The sequence below is a fragment of the Psychrobacter sp. SHUES1 genome (assembly GCF_001652315.1).
In the GTDB taxonomy this organism is placed as follows: Bacteria; Pseudomonadota; Gammaproteobacteria; order Pseudomonadales; family Moraxellaceae; genus Psychrobacter; species Psychrobacter faecalis.
In genome coordinates, this window is sequence record NZ_LXWA01000076.1 from 1 (window position 1) to 18546 (window position 18546).

Annotated in this window: 16 protein-coding genes and 1 tRNA gene; 8 read left to right on the top strand and 9 right to left on the bottom strand. The window is 43.4% G+C overall.

Annotation, left to right across the window (positions count from 1 at the left end; all coding sequences use genetic code 11):
- A partial coding sequence (locus tag A7325_RS13540; RefSeq protein ID WP_156508536.1) for an IS1 family transposase occupies positions 1–416 on the bottom strand: 416 nt, incomplete at its 3' end.
- 278 nt (positions 417–694) lie between these two features.
- Here A7325_RS13540 and A7325_RS10480 point away from each other — a divergent pair.
- Positions 695–1261 carry a TetR/AcrR family transcriptional regulator gene (locus A7325_RS10480; protein ID WP_068407959.1) on the top strand — a complete coding sequence of 189 codons (567 nt, stop codon included), beginning with the start codon at positions 695–697 and terminating at the stop codon, positions 1259–1261.
- Positions 1262–1371: 110 nt separating this feature from the next.
- On the opposite strand, the gene A7325_RS10485 is transcribed toward A7325_RS10480, so the two are convergent.
- Complete coding sequence (locus tag A7325_RS10485) at positions 1372–2187, bottom strand: thioesterase family protein (protein ID WP_068407960.1); 816 nt, start codon at positions 2185–2187, stop codon at positions 1372–1374.
- Positions 2188–2622: 435 nt separating this feature from the next.
- Here A7325_RS10485 and A7325_RS10490 point away from each other — a divergent pair, with 435 nt between their 5' ends.
- A complete protein-coding gene (locus tag A7325_RS10490; RefSeq protein ID WP_068407961.1) occupies positions 2623–3156 on the top strand; it encodes a DUF2058 domain-containing protein in 534 nt (177 codons plus the stop codon).
- Between the two features lie 170 nt (positions 3157–3326).
- Here the strand turns inward: A7325_RS10490 and A7325_RS10495 are convergent, their stop codons facing one another.
- The 4 genes from A7325_RS10495 to speB form a co-directional block, all read right to left on the bottom strand.
- Positions 3327–4826 (bottom strand): aldehyde dehydrogenase family protein, encoded by a 1500-nt coding sequence (locus A7325_RS10495; RefSeq protein ID WP_227514997.1) that lies wholly within the window; start codon positions 4824–4826, stop codon positions 3327–3329.
- Positions 4827–5089: 263 nt separating this feature from the next.
- Positions 5090–6496, bottom strand: a complete 1407-nt coding sequence (locus tag A7325_RS10500; protein ID WP_068407962.1) for a YjiH family protein — start codon at positions 6494–6496, stop codon at positions 5090–5092.
- Positions 6497–6630: 134 nt separating this feature from the next.
- Positions 6631–8373 (bottom strand): 5-guanidino-2-oxopentanoate decarboxylase, encoded by a 1743-nt coding sequence (locus A7325_RS10505; protein WP_068407963.1) that lies wholly within the window; start codon positions 8371–8373, stop codon positions 6631–6633.
- A gap of 120 nt (positions 8374–8493) precedes the next feature.
- Positions 8494–9462 carry an agmatinase gene (gene speB / locus A7325_RS10510; RefSeq protein WP_068407965.1) on the bottom strand — a complete coding sequence of 323 codons (969 nt, stop codon included), beginning with the start codon at positions 9460–9462 and terminating at the stop codon, positions 8494–8496.
- A 394-nt stretch (positions 9463–9856) separates the two neighbouring features.
- On the opposite strand from speB, the gene A7325_RS10515 reads away from it, so the two are divergent.
- The gene (locus A7325_RS10515; protein ID WP_068407967.1) at positions 9857–10756 is read left to right on the top strand and encodes a LysR family transcriptional regulator; all 900 of its coding nucleotides are present in this window, start codon (positions 9857–9859) and stop codon (positions 10754–10756) included.
- A 72-nt stretch (positions 10757–10828) separates the two neighbouring features.
- Here A7325_RS10515 and A7325_RS10520 read toward each other — a convergent pair whose 3' ends face one another.
- A complete protein-coding gene (locus A7325_RS10520) occupies positions 10829–12619 on the bottom strand; it encodes a potassium/proton antiporter (RefSeq protein ID WP_068407969.1) in 1791 nt (596 codons plus the stop codon).
- Between the two features lie 417 nt (positions 12620–13036).
- Positions 13037–14701: an alpha-keto acid decarboxylase family protein gene (locus A7325_RS10525; protein ID WP_068407970.1), complete on the bottom strand. Its 1665-nt coding sequence runs from the start codon at positions 14699–14701 to the stop codon at positions 13037–13039.
- A 260-nt stretch (positions 14702–14961) separates the two neighbouring features.
- On the opposite strand from A7325_RS10525, the gene A7325_RS10530 reads away from it, so the two are divergent.
- Positions 14962–15036: transfer RNA gene (locus tag A7325_RS10530), tRNA-Gly, on the top strand.
- Positions 15037–15464: 428 nt separating this feature from the next.
- On the opposite strand, the gene A7325_RS10535 is transcribed toward A7325_RS10530, so the two are convergent.
- Positions 15465–15692 (bottom strand): helix-turn-helix domain-containing protein, encoded by a 228-nt coding sequence (locus A7325_RS10535; protein WP_045454365.1) that lies wholly within the window; start codon positions 15690–15692, stop codon positions 15465–15467.
- 196 nt (positions 15693–15888) lie between these two features.
- On the opposite strand from A7325_RS10535, the gene A7325_RS10540 reads away from it, so the two are divergent.
- The 4 genes from A7325_RS10540 to A7325_RS10555 are packed head-to-tail and all read left to right on the top strand — an operon-like array spanning position 15889 to position 17983.
- Positions 15889–16104, top strand: coding sequence for a hypothetical protein (locus A7325_RS10540; RefSeq protein ID WP_045454368.1), 216 nt, complete (start codon positions 15889–15891; stop codon positions 16102–16104).
- Between the two features lie 16 nt (positions 16105–16120).
- Positions 16121–17365: a site-specific integrase gene (locus A7325_RS10545; RefSeq protein ID WP_068407971.1), complete on the top strand. Its 1245-nt coding sequence runs from the start codon at positions 16121–16123 to the stop codon at positions 17363–17365.
- Positions 17362–17655 (top strand): hypothetical protein, encoded by a 294-nt coding sequence (locus tag A7325_RS10550; protein ID WP_068407973.1) that lies wholly within the window; start codon positions 17362–17364, stop codon positions 17653–17655. Before A7325_RS10545 ends, A7325_RS10550 begins: the two co-directional genes overlap by 4 nt.
- Positions 17656–17665: 10 nt before the next feature.
- The gene (locus A7325_RS10555; RefSeq protein ID WP_068407975.1) at positions 17666–17983 is read left to right on the top strand and encodes a hypothetical protein; all 318 of its coding nucleotides are present in this window, start codon (positions 17666–17668) and stop codon (positions 17981–17983) included.
- The last annotated feature ends 563 nt before the right edge of the window (positions 17984–18546 follow it).

An 18546-nucleotide genomic window follows, 5' to 3' on the forward strand; every position in this document is an offset into this window, starting at 1 on the left:
TTGCCCCAGACATAAGCGACAATCTCATTAGTAGCACGGTCATAAGCATAAATAAGCCAAACTTTACGCTTCTTGCGATATACGTAAGTCCAGAACTCATCAACCTCTAAGCGTTCATAGTAGCGCTTCTTAGGTACAATCTTGTAAATGGATGAGCCTATGGTGCTAAGCACTTTTCCAATACTAACCTTGGCTATAACGGCTATGTCTCTAACACCACAACCTCTAACCGTCATCAGTCGTATGAGATCTTCTATTCTAGAGTGACAGCCGTTATAGGTTACCGCATGATCGCCAATAAACTGGCGTTTGCAGTCCTTGCACTGGTAGTTCTGCTTGCCATAGCTTTTTATGCCGTGTATCGAAAAACTGGGACTGTGACAGTCGGGGCAATTGATCTGTATTTGTGTCTTCATAACCTCAAATATATCATCTTGCTTCGGCTGTCACCCTCCTTTCATCTCCTCAGCATACTTTCTGACACACCACCTAAAAATCTTATCTGATTAACTGAGCACATAAGTCAGTAGACATATGATTATCAATTCCTACAATTGCTATCGTATCGTCAGACTTTAGATATCTGGTATTGAGCATTTAGCATGCTTGAAACCCACTAAACATAATGAATGAACCATTTAAGAGTGAATCAACGATGATTGACTCTTTTTTAATAAGTAGAGGTCTTAAAAGCATGGATTTAATAGAAAAAAATCCAAGTCAATCCAACAAACTGACAGCGCAAGATTGGTTGGACATCGCTGAATCTGAGCTGGCTAAATCTGGTATCACAGCTGTCAGAGTGGAGCCACTTGCCAAAAAACTAAAGGTTACCAAGGGCAGTTTTTACTGGCATTTTCGTAGTCGAAAAGAGTTGTTCGAAAAGCTGCTATCAAACTGGCGTACGCGCTCAACGGTTGCCATTATCGAGCGTTTAAGTGATATAGAGTTGACACCTAAAGAACGCTTGAGAAAGCTTTTCTTAATTCCTTATAAGCGCAACACCAAAACCAATGGCGCTGCTTTAGAGCTTGCCATTCGTAACTGGTCACAAAACGATAAAGCGGTGCAGGAAATTCTCAATGAAGTTGATAGTCATCGTCTGACTTTTATTGCGATGATTTTTGAAAATTTAGGATATGACAAAGAGCAAGCAGAGATAAGAGCGGCTCGGTTTTATTACACCATGCAAGGAATATCAGTCGTCAATGTGCAAAAAGAACAGGCTTCTATTGAGCAGATATTTGAAACGTTATTGTGATGATTCTTGCTTAGTATAGTACGGTGAGGGTGTTTGGAATAATAGCGCTAGCGATAGTGTCCTCTATTGAGTTCACCAGCGCCTCGTATAGTTTTTTGTAGAAATCAAAGTTAACGCGGAATCTGACGAATGGTAAGAATCTGCTCACTACGACCAAAAGGCCCATAAACGTCATGCAGTACGGCACTGGTGATACCGATACCGTCAGCACCGTATTGTTGTACCGCCTCTAGACCTAGCCAGCGTCCTTTAGGCATGCGATGCATATGGATTTGCAAATCCGTATTGGGGAACATCCATTGTAAATCATTCAGATTCAATCCCAGTCTTGGCACGATGCCATTAGCAAGATCCACCATTCCGAGCAGATGTACCAAATCCGTAGTGGGCTCACCTTCTACCATCGCCGTATCGTTGGTAATCCATACCAGACCTTTGCCCGGACGCCGCGCTGTATCCGCAACCAGATTTACGCTTTTAACAAACCCGCCAGGCCAGCTTTTCATCTCTTCCCACACAGGCAGCTCATCAGGATGCTGAGGTGCGTTTTGATCTTCCAAGCCTGCAATGGCGCTGGTATCTTGTGTCAATAATCGCCAAGCACGCGCCGTAATACAAACACGTCCACCACTACTCATGACCGACTCTATTAACTCGATGGTTTTGCCCGGACGAATACAGCGAGTGGTAATAACAAAACCATCAAGTGGGATTAGCCCTAAAATATCAAGGCTAATGCGTGCTATACGCATATTCGCTTGCGGTGCATACTGGCTCAGCTCATGGGTCAGCACGCCAGTTGCTGCTGCCATATGCTGTTCGTGTGGATTCCACGCGCCTTGCGCATGTTCGGTGGGTGTATAGTGCGCAACGCTGACATTGTCTGTTTGCTGTTGACGTTTGATACAAGTGTAATAAGCTGCCATGGTTATCCCTTCCCTTGGTTTCCTAGGGCGTGTCCTCATTTTAAAAATGGTGTTAAAAATGAGATAAATTGCCGTCAAACGAGGAAAATAGCGCAAATAATATCGAGATATTAATCAGCTATTTGACGATGTTTGACAAAATTTAGCCATTTTTAGCCCATTTAGATACAAGCGCTTGAATTGAGGACACGCCCTAGTAAGATAATCTGAATAGATTCAAACCTAGGATAGTAACAGATATATTCACATTTTCACCTTTGCTTGCAAAGTGCTTTTAATTTTCACCGATGTTTCTAGTGCAAATTTTGTCTTAACAGCGGTAATTGGCCCGCTCAATGTGATGACATGTCTGCGCAAAATTTGCTACTATAACCTTTTTAAACACTATAACTTCGGATTTAGGCAATTTCACTTAGGTACTTAGGTAATACAGACATGGCCAAAAACGCCCTACAAGAACAACTCTTAAAAGCTGGATTGGTGGATAGCAAAAAAGCCAAAAAAATCAGCAAACAGTCGCAGCATGCCAAGCGCACAGGTGACGCATCAAATCTTGAAGCCAAAAAAGCCTTGGCAGAAGCCCAAGCCAAAAAAATAGAAAAAGACCAAAAGCTCAATCAAGAAAAACAGCAGCTTTTAGAAGAAAAGACGCTCCGAGCCAACGTTATTCAAATGATTAGGCAACACCAAATCACAGAGACACAGGGTGACATCACTTATCAGTTTGTTGATAACGGCAAAATTAAAAAGATTTATATCACCCAAAAGCTCTATGATCAAATCGTAGCTGGTCATGTGGTGATTGCGCGCTTAGAAGACGATTATGCGCTGCTGCCTCGTCCACTAGCTGATCGTATCAACGCCAAGCTCGAAGGCTTTATTGTGGTGTCGAACGACAAGTCAGAGGTCGAGCTGGCAGAAGATGACCCTTATGCCGCTTATGTTATTCCAGATGATTTGATGTGGTAGGTAGTGGTTATTCACCATATTACTAATTGCTAAGCATTAACCAAAACCCCCTGTATAGAATATCTATAACAGGGGATTTTTATGAGCGAGATAGAAAAATACTCTAAGCGCAGCAAAGCATGATGATTAAAATGACAATGATTAAAATGACAAGGCGCTAAAAACAGCAATTATGACGGTAGTAAAACGTGCTTACTCTTCTGATAAGCAGACAAGCCATCAGCACCCAACTCGCGACCAATGCCACTTTGCTTAAACCCGCCCCAGCCTGCTTCAGGTACTACAATTTGCTGCTCGTTAACCCAAATATGACCAGCTTGAATTTGTAGCGCCATCTCTAACGCTCCACTTTCATTAGCACTGACAATAGTTGCTGCCAAGGCATACTTACTATCATTGGCAAGTTCAATCGCCTGCGTATCGTCTGCAAACGTGGTACTGACCAATACTGGTCCAAATACTTCTTCTGTCCATAACTGACTGCTTACTGGTACATCTGTATAAATAGTTGGCGTTGCAAAATATCCTTGACGGTCTAGTATCTCGCCACCTGTTAGGCAAATAAGATTTTCATCAACTGCTATATCGATATACTTTTTGACTTGCGCATGTTGTTGCGCGCTAACCAATGGACCCATTTGCGTATCGACAGCAAAACCATCGCCTATTTTTAAGCTTTCTGTTTTTGCTTTTAATGCCGCAAATAACGACTGGGCAATGTCTTGATGGACGAGCAGCCTTGAGGTCGCAGAACAAATTTGTCCAGCATTGGTAAAGATACCACCGACGATTAAATCACAGGTATAATCAATATCAGCATCTGCGCGCACTACAATAGCGGACTTACCTCCCAGCTCTAGACTGATATCCTTGACACCTGTTGCTGCTTGGCGCATTACTTTTTCACCGACGACATTACTGCCGGTAAAAGACACTTTGTCAATCAGCGGGTGGCTGGTCATTGCCGCACCTACTTCTGCTGCGCCCGGTAGGATATTGACCACCCCTTTTGGCAGCTTAATAGTAGACAATATATTGCCCAGCATCAACTCTGGTAATAGTGTCACCTCTGATGGTTTGAGAATAACTGTACAACCTGCCGCCAGCGCTGGCGCTAGTTTCCAAGCGGTGGTGACCATCGGAAAGTTCCAAGGCACAATAAGGGCGCAAATACCGACCGGCGCATAGGTTTTTAATAAGCGGATACCTGTCTCGTTTGTAGCAACCTTAGACCAAGTCGCCTGCTCGATGATAAGATTGGCATAATAGCGATAACAAGCAATGGCGTCGCTCACGTCTATTTTCGCCTCTGCAATCGGCTTACCATTATTCAATACCGACAGCCCAACCAGCTTATCAAACTGCTGCGACATCGTATCTGCAATCGCCTGCAGATAGCGCGCGCGCTCATCAACACTGGTTTGCGACCAAGTTGCATAAGCGCGAGATGCGGCATGAGCGGCGCTTTCTACCTCTGTACTATTGCACAAATGAGTTTTTGCAATGACCTCGCCAGAGTTTGGATCATATAAAGCATGTTCATCTACTGAATCAGATGCTGCAATCGTGACCCAATCACCCTCTATGTAGGCAGCATTTAACCTAACTTCATTTTTCATGCTTTGCTGAGCGGCGGCTCTCGTTAAAGATAAAGAATTGGTCATTTCCATGATGATTAGTTGCCTTATATTGTTTAATAAAGTTGTCTTTACGCTAACTGTTCGCTGCTTTTTTAATGCCAAATGATGGTTGTAATCATGACTAGGGCGTGTCTTCATTTTAAAAATGGTGATAAAAATGAGATAAATTGCAGTCAAACAAGGAAAATAGCGCCGTTAATATCGGGATATTACCTAGCTATTTGATGAAGTTTGGCAAAATTTAGCCATTTTTAGCCCATTTAGATGTCCATCGATTGAATTGAAGACACGCCTTAATACAATAGATGCGCCACCGACGTAATGACCACCAAGCTAATCAGCGTCCGCAAGATAAAAATCATAAACAGCTCTAAGACGTTCAGCTTGATGTTTGATTTCAATATCAGCGCGCCTACCTCAGACATGTAGATAATCTGGGTAATAGAAGCCGCACCAACGATAAAGCGCGTCATTTCACTCTCGATACTTTTACCAACCAAGGCTGGCAAGTACATATCGGCAAAGCCCATAATCATCGCAGGTGCCGCCTCTGCTGCCTCTGGAATTTGCAATAATTCAAGTAATGGCACGAGCGGCGCAGAGAGCCAATTAAATACCGGCGTGTATTCTGCCAAACCAAGACCAATGACGCCAATAGCAAAAATAACCGGAATTAAGCCAAAATAAATATCAAATAAGTTCTTTAGGCTGTGCTTAAACACCCTCCCTAAGCTTGGCATGGAATGCGCGCGCGTGACGGCACGATTGACCGCCCATTGGTAAGTAGAATACTCAGTAGGGATTTCTTCATCGAGCATACTTTTGCCAGAATGATAAGTATCAGGCTTTAACGACAGCGGCGGTATACGCGGCATAATAATCGCAGCGATAAAACCAGTTGCAGCAATGGTCAGATAAAAGAAAACAAAGTTTTTATCGACGCCGATGGTTTTGGCAACGACATAGGTAAAGGCGATGGAGGTTACCGAAAAGGTGGTGGCAATAATTGCCGCTTCACGCTGACTATAGTAGCTTTTATCATACTCTTGCATGGTCACCAGCAGACCAATAGAGGCGGCGCCAAACCAAGAGGACATCGCATCGACCGCAGAGCGACCCGGTAACCTAAACAACTTAACGAACACCTTGCTAGATAAAGTACCCAAAAATTCCATCAAACCAAAATCAGTCAGAAATGGTAAGGATAAAATGGCAAAAAAGAACAAAGGAATCAAAATAGGAATCAGGTCTTCAAAAATCACCCCGCCGGTATTACGATTGATGATAAATTCAGGGCCGACTTGTAAATAAATCATCCACGCAAACAGCACGCCCAAAAAGCGGGCAGCAAGCCAAAACCAATCGACATCAAAAAGCTTTGCCCACATAGAGCCTTCATGCAGATTGGGTCTTAATACTTTAACTGCCAGCGCCCCGATAAAGGATGTCGTCACAATCGCCAATACCGCGTAAACCACATAACTGCCCAGCACTGCTTGCAAGGTATCGGTTAATACGCCCAATAAAATGGTGACTTTGCCATCCCACTGAAAGGGAATAATAAACAGCGCAATACCCAGTGCTGAAAATAGCAAAAACTTCCACATTGAAGCTCGCCAATGTAGGCCTTCTGGCGTGCCTGAAACGATGGTATTGTTGCCTAAAATTGGCTGGTGGGATTTATCGATATAGTTCGTCATTTAATCCTCCTTGATAGGCGACGAGCGCCAATTTTTTCTTTGGCTGCCCAATCTATCCATAGATTGAGCGCATTATGCAAATAGTTAGATAACGTTTTATAAGTTATTTTTAGTACCAATGACGCTTTAGAATATTAGCTAAAGCAGTTAAAACCTTTACCCATTTCAAGAAGAAACTTATCGGCTTCATCGACTTCATAAATAATTGGTTGTTTGCCTTTGATGTCTTCTTTTAATGCCTCGAGCAGCTGCTGCTTATCTGTGATTCGACGATAACCGGCACCAAATCCTGCGGCTAACGGCTCAAAGTTCGGGGTTTTAATATTGACTCCAATCAATGGCAAGCCGCCCTCTTGCATATAGCGGCGAATCTCACCATAGCCTTGGTTATTCCACAGCAAGACAATCAATGGCAGCTCAAGCTCAGCGGCACAGATTAGCTCGGCAATGGTAAATTGGATACCGCCATCACCAATCAGGCTAATAACGGGCGCTTTTGAGCCAATCATGGCACCAATCGCAGCAGGCAAACCATAACCTAAGGTGCCAAAGCCCGTCGACGAGTTAAACCATCGACGCGTAGCTAACGCTTCAAAGCCAAGATTGCCGCTATAAACAGGCTGGGTTGAATCGCCAACGAAGATAACGTCTTTTACTTCATCTCGAATCAGCTGTAGCAGCGCGTTTTGACCCGCAAAATCTGGCATCATTTCTTCTATCAACGCTTGCTTTACCTTTGCTACTCGCGGTGCTGCTTGATGATGCAGCGGTTGATTTTCTAAGCGCGTACATAGACCACTAATGGCCATTTGCGCATCCGACAAGAGCGCAATATCTGCTCTAAACGGACGCTGTAATTGCTGAGCATCACAGTCGATTCGAATCAGCGTGCCATTGATTTTGAACCCACCATTAAAGAAGACGTCATAATCAGTCTCACCAAGCTCCGTCCCTATCGCTAAGACCAAATCGGCCTCGCTAATGACAGCGCGACCTGCGTCCAATGACTGATTGCTACCCAAACTCAGCGGATGCGCAGGCGGCAGTAAACCTTTGGCATTGATGGTCAAAAATGTTGGCGCATCGATAAGCTCTGCCAGTTTTTGCGCGTCATGATTAACATCCACGCAGCCACCACCATAAAGTAAGACTGGATTTTTTGCCGTTTTTAAGGTTTCAACAATCAAATCTAATTGTGCAGGGTGAGGAAGTGGTTTGTTTGCTTGTAATGGCGCCAAAATATTATTAGCAGATTGACTGTTGAGAGAAGTATCTAGCTTATTTAGTTTAGGCGGCTTGGCGACATGGCTGGCATCGGCGGTAATCACATCAATGGGCAGCTGGATATGCACCGGTCCCGGACGTGCGTCATTAAATAACGCAAAAGCTTCGGCGATGACTTTGGGTAGTGACTCAGGCTGCCAAATGGTTTTACTCATAAGCGCCACTTTACTGACTATACCTTGCTGGTCATGCAGCTCATGTAAGTGCCCTTCACCGCTGCCGGTATGCTGCACTTTATTGACACTAGATATCACCAGCATCGGTATAGAATCTGCCAGTGCTTGCGCCATCGCCGTCATGATATTGGTCATGCCGGGTCCGGTGATGATAAAGCACACTCCGACTTTACCAGACGCGCGGTAATAACCATCCGCCATAAAGCCTGCGCCTTGCTCATGACGCGGTGTCACGTGGCGGATATTGGTATTCGGCAGGCCACGATATAGCTCGACCGTATGTACGCCCGGAATACCAAATACCGTCTCCACCTCGTAATATTCTAGCCACTGTACGAGCAGCTCACCGCAAGTCAAAGATAAGGCAGTTGGCGCGGAATTTGGCAGTGAAGAAGGCGTTTGCAGAGAGTGCGTCATGAGTTAATCATCCTAAAAAATTCAATAGCAATTAAATAAGTCGTTCAATATCAAATCCAAGCTAAACCCAAACTGCCCTTTAATTCCTTATAAAGGGCAGTTTGAGTGTATAAATTGTGCTTAATAAATGGCTTTAACCTTATCGTCATAGCGCACGCCCGGTAGGATACATAGCATCTCAAATAGCAGGTTCGCGGCCAGTACCGAAGTATTGCCAAACGGGTCATACGGCGGTGACACTTCTACTAAATCGCCACCAACTACGTCAAGTCCACGCATACCGCGAATGATTTCGATAGCTTGTGTTGACGTCAGGCCGCCAATTTCAGCGGTTCCCGTACCCGGCGCAAACGCAGGATCAATGCCATCAATATCGAAACTTAAATAAACAGGGCCGTCGCCTAATTTTTCGCGCACTTCTGCCATTAATGGTGTCAATGATTTATACCAGCACTCCTCAGCAGGCACGACGCGAAAACCTTGCTCGGTTGACCAATCAAACTCTTCGGCGCTATAACCCGTGCCACGCAGACCAATCTGCACTACACGATTGCCATCGATAAGGTTCTCTTCGACAGCTCGGCGGAATGGGGTGCCATGGGCGATTTGTTCGCCAAACATCTCATCATTGATATCGGCATGGGCATCGATATGCACCATACCAACAGGGCCATGTTTTTTGGCGAGCGCGCGCAAAATAGGCAAGGCAATCGTATGATCGCCGCCTAACGTTAAAGGAATAGCTCCATGACTGAGAATCTTATCGGTATAGAACTTCTCAATAATATCGACGCTTTTTAGCAGGTTGAAAGTATTGATAGGCACATCGCCAATGTCAGCGACCTGCAAAGACTCAAAGGGCGCGGCGCGAGTGGCGACATTATAAGGGCGAATCATGCGTGATTCATCGCGAATCTGACGCGGTCCCAGTCTGGCACCGCTACGGTTTGAGGCGCCGATATCTAAAGGCACGCCAACAAAAGCCACGTCTAACCCCTCAGCATCCGCTTGGGTTGGCAGGCGCATCATAGAGGCGAAGCCGCCAAATCTTGGCATATCGTTGCCGCTTAATGGTTGATTGAATTTCATCACGCACATCCTTGTATCGATTGGTCAAAACAGACAGGGTGTCTATATTAATTTTTGGTGGTGTTCTAAAAAGTATGCTGGCGATAGAAGTCAATAAGAAATCTATGCTAAGTTCTCTGATTCTATAGGGCTTTCAAGGCTTCAAAAATTGTTCAAGTTTTAACCAGCATACTTTTTGACACACCACCTAATTTTTATCTATATTACTTTTTGTCTATGCCGTTTTTTCTATAGCTCTGACAATACCTAAATATCGGAAGCGAGACCATGGTAAAATTTAGAAGTAAACTTCTATTTTTTCGTAGTAACTTTGATTTATTCGTTATTTATAGAAGTTTTATAAAAAATTTGGTTAAGACAGATTAAGATAATAGATACGGGGACATGACTTTCAATGCTAGATGAATTGATAAAAATTGATATCAAAACCTTACGTAGCTTTATGGCTATCGTGGAGTGCCAAGGCGTAACCGCCGCGCAGTCACGCTTAAATGTCACGCCGTCTGTCATTAGTGGTCATTTAACCCATTTAGAAGATCGTTTGGGTATGACGCTTTGTCATCGTGGGCGCGCGGGTTTTAAGCTCACCGAAGACGGCGCAGCGGTTTACGAGGCTTGCTTAAGCTTTAATGAGGCGGTGGCCAGCTTTCAGCATCAATTGCACTATATTCGGCAACTGGATTCGGTACGCGGCGGTCATATTCGATTATGTCTTATCGATCAGATGCCGACGGTTTTTTATGATGCGTTACGTCAGTGCTTGGCTGCGAGCTATCGTCAAAACCCACTGATACATTTTTCTATCGATGTGCAAAGCCCTGAGAGTATGCTTGATAAGTTACTTAGCAATGAAAGTGATATTGGCGTGGGTTATTTTGGCAGCTTCCCGCCTCTATTGAATTTCCAACCAGCATTTATCGAAAAGCAAGTCGTCTGCTGTGGACACGAGCATCCGCTGTTTTATGAAGCAGACGGTTTAACCTTTGAGGACTTGGAACAAAACTATCCTTGGATAAAACGGGGTTATATTACTGACCTAAGTATCAACCACGTCCGTCCAAAAACGTTAAGTGCCACCACGTACCATATGGAAGCGACCGCCCAGTTAATTTTGGCGGGTCATCACGTCGGCTACTTGCCCAATGATTTGGCCAAGCGCTATGAAGAAAAAGGAATGATGAAAATACTGTTGCCCAATGAGGCAAGCTACGAGGTCAAGCATCATTGGGCCTATCGAGAAAACCTGCATAAGCACGTTGCTGATTTTTTGCAGCAAATGGCTGGGCTTTTATAGAGTGACAAGCATTTAATGGATAATAATAAAGAATAACGATAAATAGTCATGGCAAAAAATAACCATAAACAGCTACCCTGCTTTTGGTAGCTCTTCACGTTTTAAACCAATCGTTCTAAGTTTGCCTTTATCATCGACTTCTTTGATAACCAGTGACCATTCATCATTAATCGCCACTGTATCGCCCGACACCGGCGCCATATCTAGGTTACCTTTGACATATTCAGCAACCGTTTGCTGCCACATATTTTTTTCGTTATCTTCTGGTTTGGATTTTAGTTTATCGACCAAAGACTCTGAGGTCATGACACCAGTAAAAAATGGCAAGTCGCCCAGTTTAACACTCGGTGATAGCAGCCAATCGCCATAAAAATCATCGATAGCTTTGCGGTCTAATGTGGTGTCATTAAAAATCCGCGCAATTTGGCTGGCATGATTGCCGCGCATCGCATACCACACGCTATCACCAAATTTGAGCTTAGTATCTTCGTCGACAATGACAATCTGCTGCCCGCGTACCAAGGCAAACACACTAATTTCATCAGGGTTAACGTGGTTAGAAATGCTTTTTGGATGACGTCCAATCGCAAACGCACCCGACTTTACTTGAAACTGATATAAAGTAATGCTCGCCTTATCCGATACCCAAACTTCATGCTTCTCTTCGGGGTCTTTATTATTAGGAATGCGTACTTTAAATAAATCCGCCATAAAGGGAATGGTTGTGCCTTGCAAAATCAAGGATAAAACCACCACGCCAAAGGCAATATCAAACAGCATAAAGGCACCGTCAATACCCGCCATGACAGGCAAAATAGCAAGGGTAATCGGCACGGCACCGCGCAAGCCAACCCAAGAAATAAAACCGATTTCTCGGTCTTTAAACTTAAAAGGTTTTACGCTGCTATATACCGCGATAGGACGAGCAATCAAAATCATAAAGGCGGCAATCGCGACCGAGTAATACCAAACGTTAATGACGTTCGATGGCGTGACCAATAGACCCAGCACCACAAATAAGACGGCTTGCGATAACCATGCAAAGCTGTCCATCACGCGCATGACATGCTCGGTTGAGCGCACTTTATGGTTGCCTATCAGCACGCCAGCCAGATAAACCGCCAAAAATCCACTACCACCGATTAAATTGGTCGCCGCAAATACTGCCAAGCCCGCCGACAATATCAAGATGGCATACATGCCTTCTGCCAAATGTATCTTCGGTAACAGCCTTGCCAATAAATAACCAAATAATAAACCCATACCGAGGCCGAAGCTAAGCTGCTGTAATAGCAAGCCTATAAAGCCCAGTACCGTTTGGCCAGCAGGGTCGACATTTAGCGCAATCAATCCTGTGACTAATAAAATGGCTAGTGGATCGTTGGCACCAGATTCGAGCTCCAACGTTGCTTGTACGCGGTCGTTAAGCTTGACACCGCCATTTCGCAGCAATGAAAATACCGCTGCCGCATCGGTCGAACCAACAATAGCCGCCATTAATAGCCCAAAGCGCCAATCGACATCGAGTAGCCAAGTGACGAACACGCCCAGTATCATCACCGTCGCCAGTACACCCCATGTGGCAAGCGTGATAGCAGGTCTTAGCCCCACTCGAAAAGATTTAAACGAGGTGCGCAGTCCACCATCTAACAAAATACAAGCCAGCGCCGCCTGTCCGACAAAGTTGGCAATACCATATTGAGAAAACTCAATACCCATGATGCCTTCTTCACCGGCGAGCATGCCTACGACTAAAAACAACAATAATAGCGGCACGCCCAAACGCGCCGACAAGGTACTTGCCATGATACTGGCAAAAATTAAAACTGCTCCTACGAGATACAGGATATTTAAGGTATCCATCTTTTTTAAGCCCTATTTTTAATCATTATTATGTGAGTGTGTCCTTTAGCTTTTTTAGCGTAATTGTTCCATAAAATTGCAAATTGAAATGCTCTAACTTAAACAGTCTTATTGTAGTTTTCTTAACTTTAAAAACTCCCTTTATAAAAGCCTATTCTATTGTATAACATAGAATCCTAACGGTAGTTTGTGTTAAGCGTCGTACGCCTGCAATTCCTATAGAAAACATTAACTATTGGCTCTTTATTTGTTCAATCATAAAGACTTTTAGCGCCACTATAAACCTTCGTCTGAGAATATTAAAAAAGCCCTACTTAGCATGACGCTAAATAGGGCTTTTCTGTTTTATAAACGTTTAATTATTCTCTTTCATCAATAAAAGATATAAATTTATGGTAATGAAAGTTTTTACTTAGGCTATTTTGGTTTAAGGGCGGCGCTGATATCAGCTAATAATGGCGGGATATCGTGTTTATCTGTCATCACTTCTAACATCACCAGCTTATCTTTGGTGGCCGCTGCTTTCTGGAGCGCTGCTTTTAGTTCGCCAGCGGTTTCTGCTTTAAGGATTAAGCTATTTTCTTCCGTCGCGCCAAAGGCTTTTGGCATCATTTGCCAGTCACACTTAGGAATATCATTATAGCGCTGATTTTCACCATGAATCGCTCGCTCAACGGTATAGCCATCGTTATTAATCAAGACAATAACCGGATTGATGCGCTCTTTAATCATTACCGCGATTTCTTGAATGGTTAACAAAGCCGAGCCGTCACCAATCAATAAGATACTACGCTTATGCGGTGAGGCAATAGCGCCACCCAAACTCGCTGGCAAGGTATAGCCGATTGAGCCCCACATCGGTTGCCCATAAGACGTTACCCCTTCTGGCAGCCGCACATCACTGATACCAAAATACGCCGTACCTTGGTCAGAAAACACGAGGTTTTTATCATCGAGCGCATCGGCGATGATATGCCACAAGTCATCTTGCCGAATCGGCTCGTCATCCTTGCCGTTTTGCTCATGCGGCTGCATCTCTTTGCAAAATTGCTTCGGTACGATATTAATGCCTGAGGTCATGACTTCATGCAGGGTTTGCAGCGCATCTTTAAGCGCAATCGGGGCAAAGTTTTGACCGCTGATAGATGCCCGCTCATAATGCAAATCAACCACAACTTTTTCATCAATATTTTGGCTAAAACCTGCGGTGGTTGTGTCGGTATATTGCACGCCAATTTTAATTAAGCATTCGCAATTTTCTACCGCGTCTTTAACCACAGGCCGCGATGCCACGCCCGCATAAGTACCCGCCCAACGCTCACTGTTTTCATCAAGCAAGGTTTTGCCCCATGATAACGTCGTATAAGGAATATCGGTATCAGCAATTAAAGCCTTTAGTTGGTTTTGTAACCCCAAACGATGCACCATCAAATCTGCCATCAGTGTGGTGGTTTTATTTGGCAAAAACTCTATGAGCGCTTGCTTAAAGTCTGCCAACGCGGCTCGGCTGGTGATATCTTCTTGGCTATCATCAAGCTTGGTCGTTGGCGGATAAATCGGCATTTTTGCCACATCTGGTGATAACAACAAATAACCGGGACGATGCTTTTTCAGAATAACTCGAATCACACGATCAATCTCAGAGGCAGCGTTATCAGGTGTGATTTGCGCGCGTGCCACGGTGACCGGTTCCACCATTTTAATAAAATGATTAAACACCCCATCACCTAAAGTATGGTGAATGCGGCGTTTCGAATCTTGCAGCGCGGTACTTGGCGCACCGACCACATGCAGCACGGGTGCGTACTCGGCAAAAGAGCCAGCAGTAGCATTAATCGCCGACAGCTCACCCACGCCAAAGGTCGTCACCATAGCAGCAAAGCCACGCTCACGTGCGTAGCCATCAGCAGCATAGCCAGCATTTAGCTCATTGGTATTGCCGACCCAGCGCAACTTATCAGATGCAATAATATTATCTAAAAACGTTAAATTAAAATCACCGGGCACGCCAAAGATTTCAGTCGCACCCGCTTCAGCGATACGATCGAATAAATAATCCGCGATGGTATATTGTTGACTCATTTTTTATCCTTAATGCTTAAGATTATAAGTATTGATAACTATCAATAAAGATGGGATTTCTTATAAAATGCACACCAGCTTATTTCTTCCATACAAAGCTTTTGGAATACATATTATAATAAACTGTTATAACATAAAATTATGACTGGATGACATGCCTGTTTTGCTAACTTTTACTTTTTTTCGTGTTAGGTGTTGACAGGTAAATAAAACTGCGTATAATACGCCTTCATCAACTGACGATAGTTAATTGATCATTAGCGGGAATAGCTCAGTGGTAGAGCATAACCTTGCCAAGGTTGGGGTCGAGAGTTCGAATCTCTTTTCCCGCTCCAAATACTTAAAAAGCCTCACTTAACAGTGAGGCTTTTTTTTATCCAATTTTCGGGGGTTGTAGTGTTTTTCAGTATGAGTGACTCAGTCTAATTGCTAAGTTTAACTAACATATTAAAAGCTCAAAAATCAGCACCGTGACCAAAACGTGACCATTTCGTGTCCACGCTATAAACACTGATTTTGTAATCGACCCCAACTTATTATTCTTACCTTTATAAAAAACGATGCTAAGAAATATTTTATTAGCATCGTTTTTGCTTTTCCACTGCTTTTATAAATTGAGCTCATAGCGTGACCAAAACGTGACCAAATCATGGAAAAGTAAATATAAAAAATAACCCCAACCTTAATTCTATGCTTTGAAGTGCCTTGTATATATGGCTTTGCCACTTATTTCTCTGCATATATATTTTCTGTTTGATAGTTTTCAAGATTCTTCATCATCATCTTTAACATTTGGCTTGTAAATAAATAAGTCACCCACCTGCACATCTAAAAACTCACATAACTGGTCAATAGTATTGAAATCAATTCTTGAGGACTCTTCATTATATAGTTTATGAAGCGTTGATTTGCTCATGCCTGTTGCTCTTACAACATCTGCTACGCGCAGTTTTTTCTCTGCCAGAATCACAGGAAGTTTAGACACAATCATAATTAATACCTCTTTTCGGGTAAAAATGCTTTACATTGAGGTAAAAAGATAATATAGTACACAAATCGGTTATTAATTACCTCTAAGCGGGTAAATATTAACTGATTCCTTCAAGATGCATTTTTACAGGTTGATAAAATAATTTTTATTCTATCACTTAATGCGATGACTTAATAACTGAAAAGAGGTAAATATCATGAGCAATACTTATTTAACAACTGATGAGCTAGCCGAACGTATCAAGTACGACCCACGTACTATCCGCAATCAAATGAAAGACACTGTTTTGATTGAGAATATTCATTACATACGCCCTTTTGGTGGTCGTAAGATTTTATATGTCTGGGAGCGTATCGAAGAGGATATGTGTAAGCCGGTGATGAGCGCTATTAACGGTATGGCACTTCAATAATAGAAGGAGGTTTATTATGGCTACTATACAAGGACGGTTTGGCAAACTAATTGCCGACTTCTACTACCTAGGTATACGTTGTCGAGAAAAGACTAGCTTGGAAGACAACCCAGCTAACAGAAAAAAATTAGCGACTGTTTTGAAAAAAATGGAAGCAGAAATAACCCTAGGCATCTTTGACTATGGCGCTTACTTTCCAAAGAGTACACGTTTAAAAGAGATGACAGCACTGGCTGATAGAGCAGAAGCTTGTATCAGTCGCAACCCTACCTTTAGGCAGTTTTCAGAGATTTGGTATGAGGAGAAGAAGATTGAATGGCGGCCGAGCTATCGGCAAAAGACGCAGATTATTTTGAACAAGTACTTGCTACCTGAGTTTGGTGATAAAGCGGTACATGCGATAAAAAAACCAGACTTGCTGACCTTCCGTAGCTCCCTCGCCAAAGTTCGTTACGGTAAAGATGGTCAGTCAAGTCTGTCAGTAGCACGGATCAACCAGATCATGATACTTCTTCGTATGATACTAGAAGAAGCGTCAGATCGCCATGAGTTTGAGATGCCTTATAAAAATATTAAGAATCTTAAGCAAGCTCGTCCGGATGTGAATCCTTTTACATTGAGTGAGGTATGGCTGATTTTAAAGCATGTACGCGCTGACTATAAGCCCTACTACACCATTCGCTTTTTTACCGGGATGCGTACCAGTGAGATTGATGGGCTTAAGTGGGAGTGCATTAACTTTGATCGTCGTGAGATCAGTATCAGAGGTGCATTAGTGAATGGTGAGATGGGTCCGACTAAGACGTTAGGTTCACAACGTGATATTGCAATGTCACAGTTAGTGTATGACGCACTGCAAGAGCAGAAGACGCGCACCTTTGGTAAGTCAAAGTTCGTATTCTGCAACTCACAGGGCAATCCGATAGAGTACCGTAATGTGAATAGGCGGATATGGAAACCCACGCTTGCCCTACTTGGCCTGAAACACCGGCGTGCTTATCAGACTCGGCACACGGCAGCGACGCTTTGGCTCGCTGCTGGTGAGAATCCTGAGTGGATAGCTCGGCAAATGGGTCACAGCAGTACAGAGATGCTGTTTCGGGTGTATAGCCGTTATGTACCTGATATCACCCGTCAGGATGGCTCTGCGATGGATAATCTGCTACTTGCGAGCAAAGAGAAGCTAACCAGCGCATCGAATAGCTCTGACACTGAAGCACTCATCAGGAATAAACAGACTGACAAGGAGACGTCACTATGACAATTATCAATTATGAGGAGCTGTTTGCTGAGTTTAAGCCTGACGGTGCAATCAGTGATGGTGCGAATGAGATTGCTAATGCATTGATGCGTGAGTTGTATATTTCATCGGGTCATAACCTCGCTCGCTTCTTAGGAGTGAAGTCTTGCTTTAATAACGATATGGCATTGCGTGTATGGGTACAGAAGCGCTTGGATGCGAATCTTGACTATGTGATTGAGGATATGCGTTGTCAGCTTCAGAGCGAGCTTTATGAGCTACTACCGCACTCTGACTATATCGGTTACTAAGGAGAATGTGATGAGTGTAAAACTTCAGCCGAATATGACGCAGAATGCACGAGATCTAAGAATCTGTGAGGATTATTGGTCATATGATAATAAAAGTGATTATATCGCTCATATCGAAACCATCTGTGAAAAGTATGAGATTAGCACTCAAGTACTATTCGCGACAATCGGTGAATGTTTTGCTTATTTAGATGATGTGCGATGCGAATACTGTGGTTATGTGTGCCCTTTACAGATACCAGCAGACATTCCTTATATGCGAGCAAAAGAGCGTTGGTGCTGTGAGGTATGTGAGCATGCTGTATGGCGGGAACATAATCATAGATAAGTTGTTCAAAACTTTAAAGCCAGACAGCTTAGGTTGTCTGGCTTTTTCGTATGCAATATATCTTTTCTTAAATGCAGTCCAAATTTAGTGTGCCACTACAGTCATGGCCATTAATAAAGCGAATTTATAAGTAGACGTGTAAGAGCTAGATTCAAGCAACCATTGAATGCGTCTTAGAAAGTTAAGCTGGAATTCTGCTGTAGGCACTATAAGCATCCCTTCATAACACAATATCTCATTCTAATTAAAATAGAATTTATGCATTGAAATATTTGGTGTAATGGACATTATTCATGCTGGCGTAGGGTCTAACGCTATATACTGTCTATATTTGCAAGGAATCAAAGCCATGAATCAAAAAACTGCCCTTTTTGTCGTGATAAACACACCAAGAAGAATGGACGCAAGCTTGGCAAACAACAGTATCAATGTCTCGCTTGCAGACGGCAGTTTTTAGGTGGCATCAGACTCAATAATCAAACCCTATGGAGGGAATACACTCAGGGTAAACAGACCTACCAGCAACTGGCTGATAAATACCACTGTAGTCTTAAAACCATACA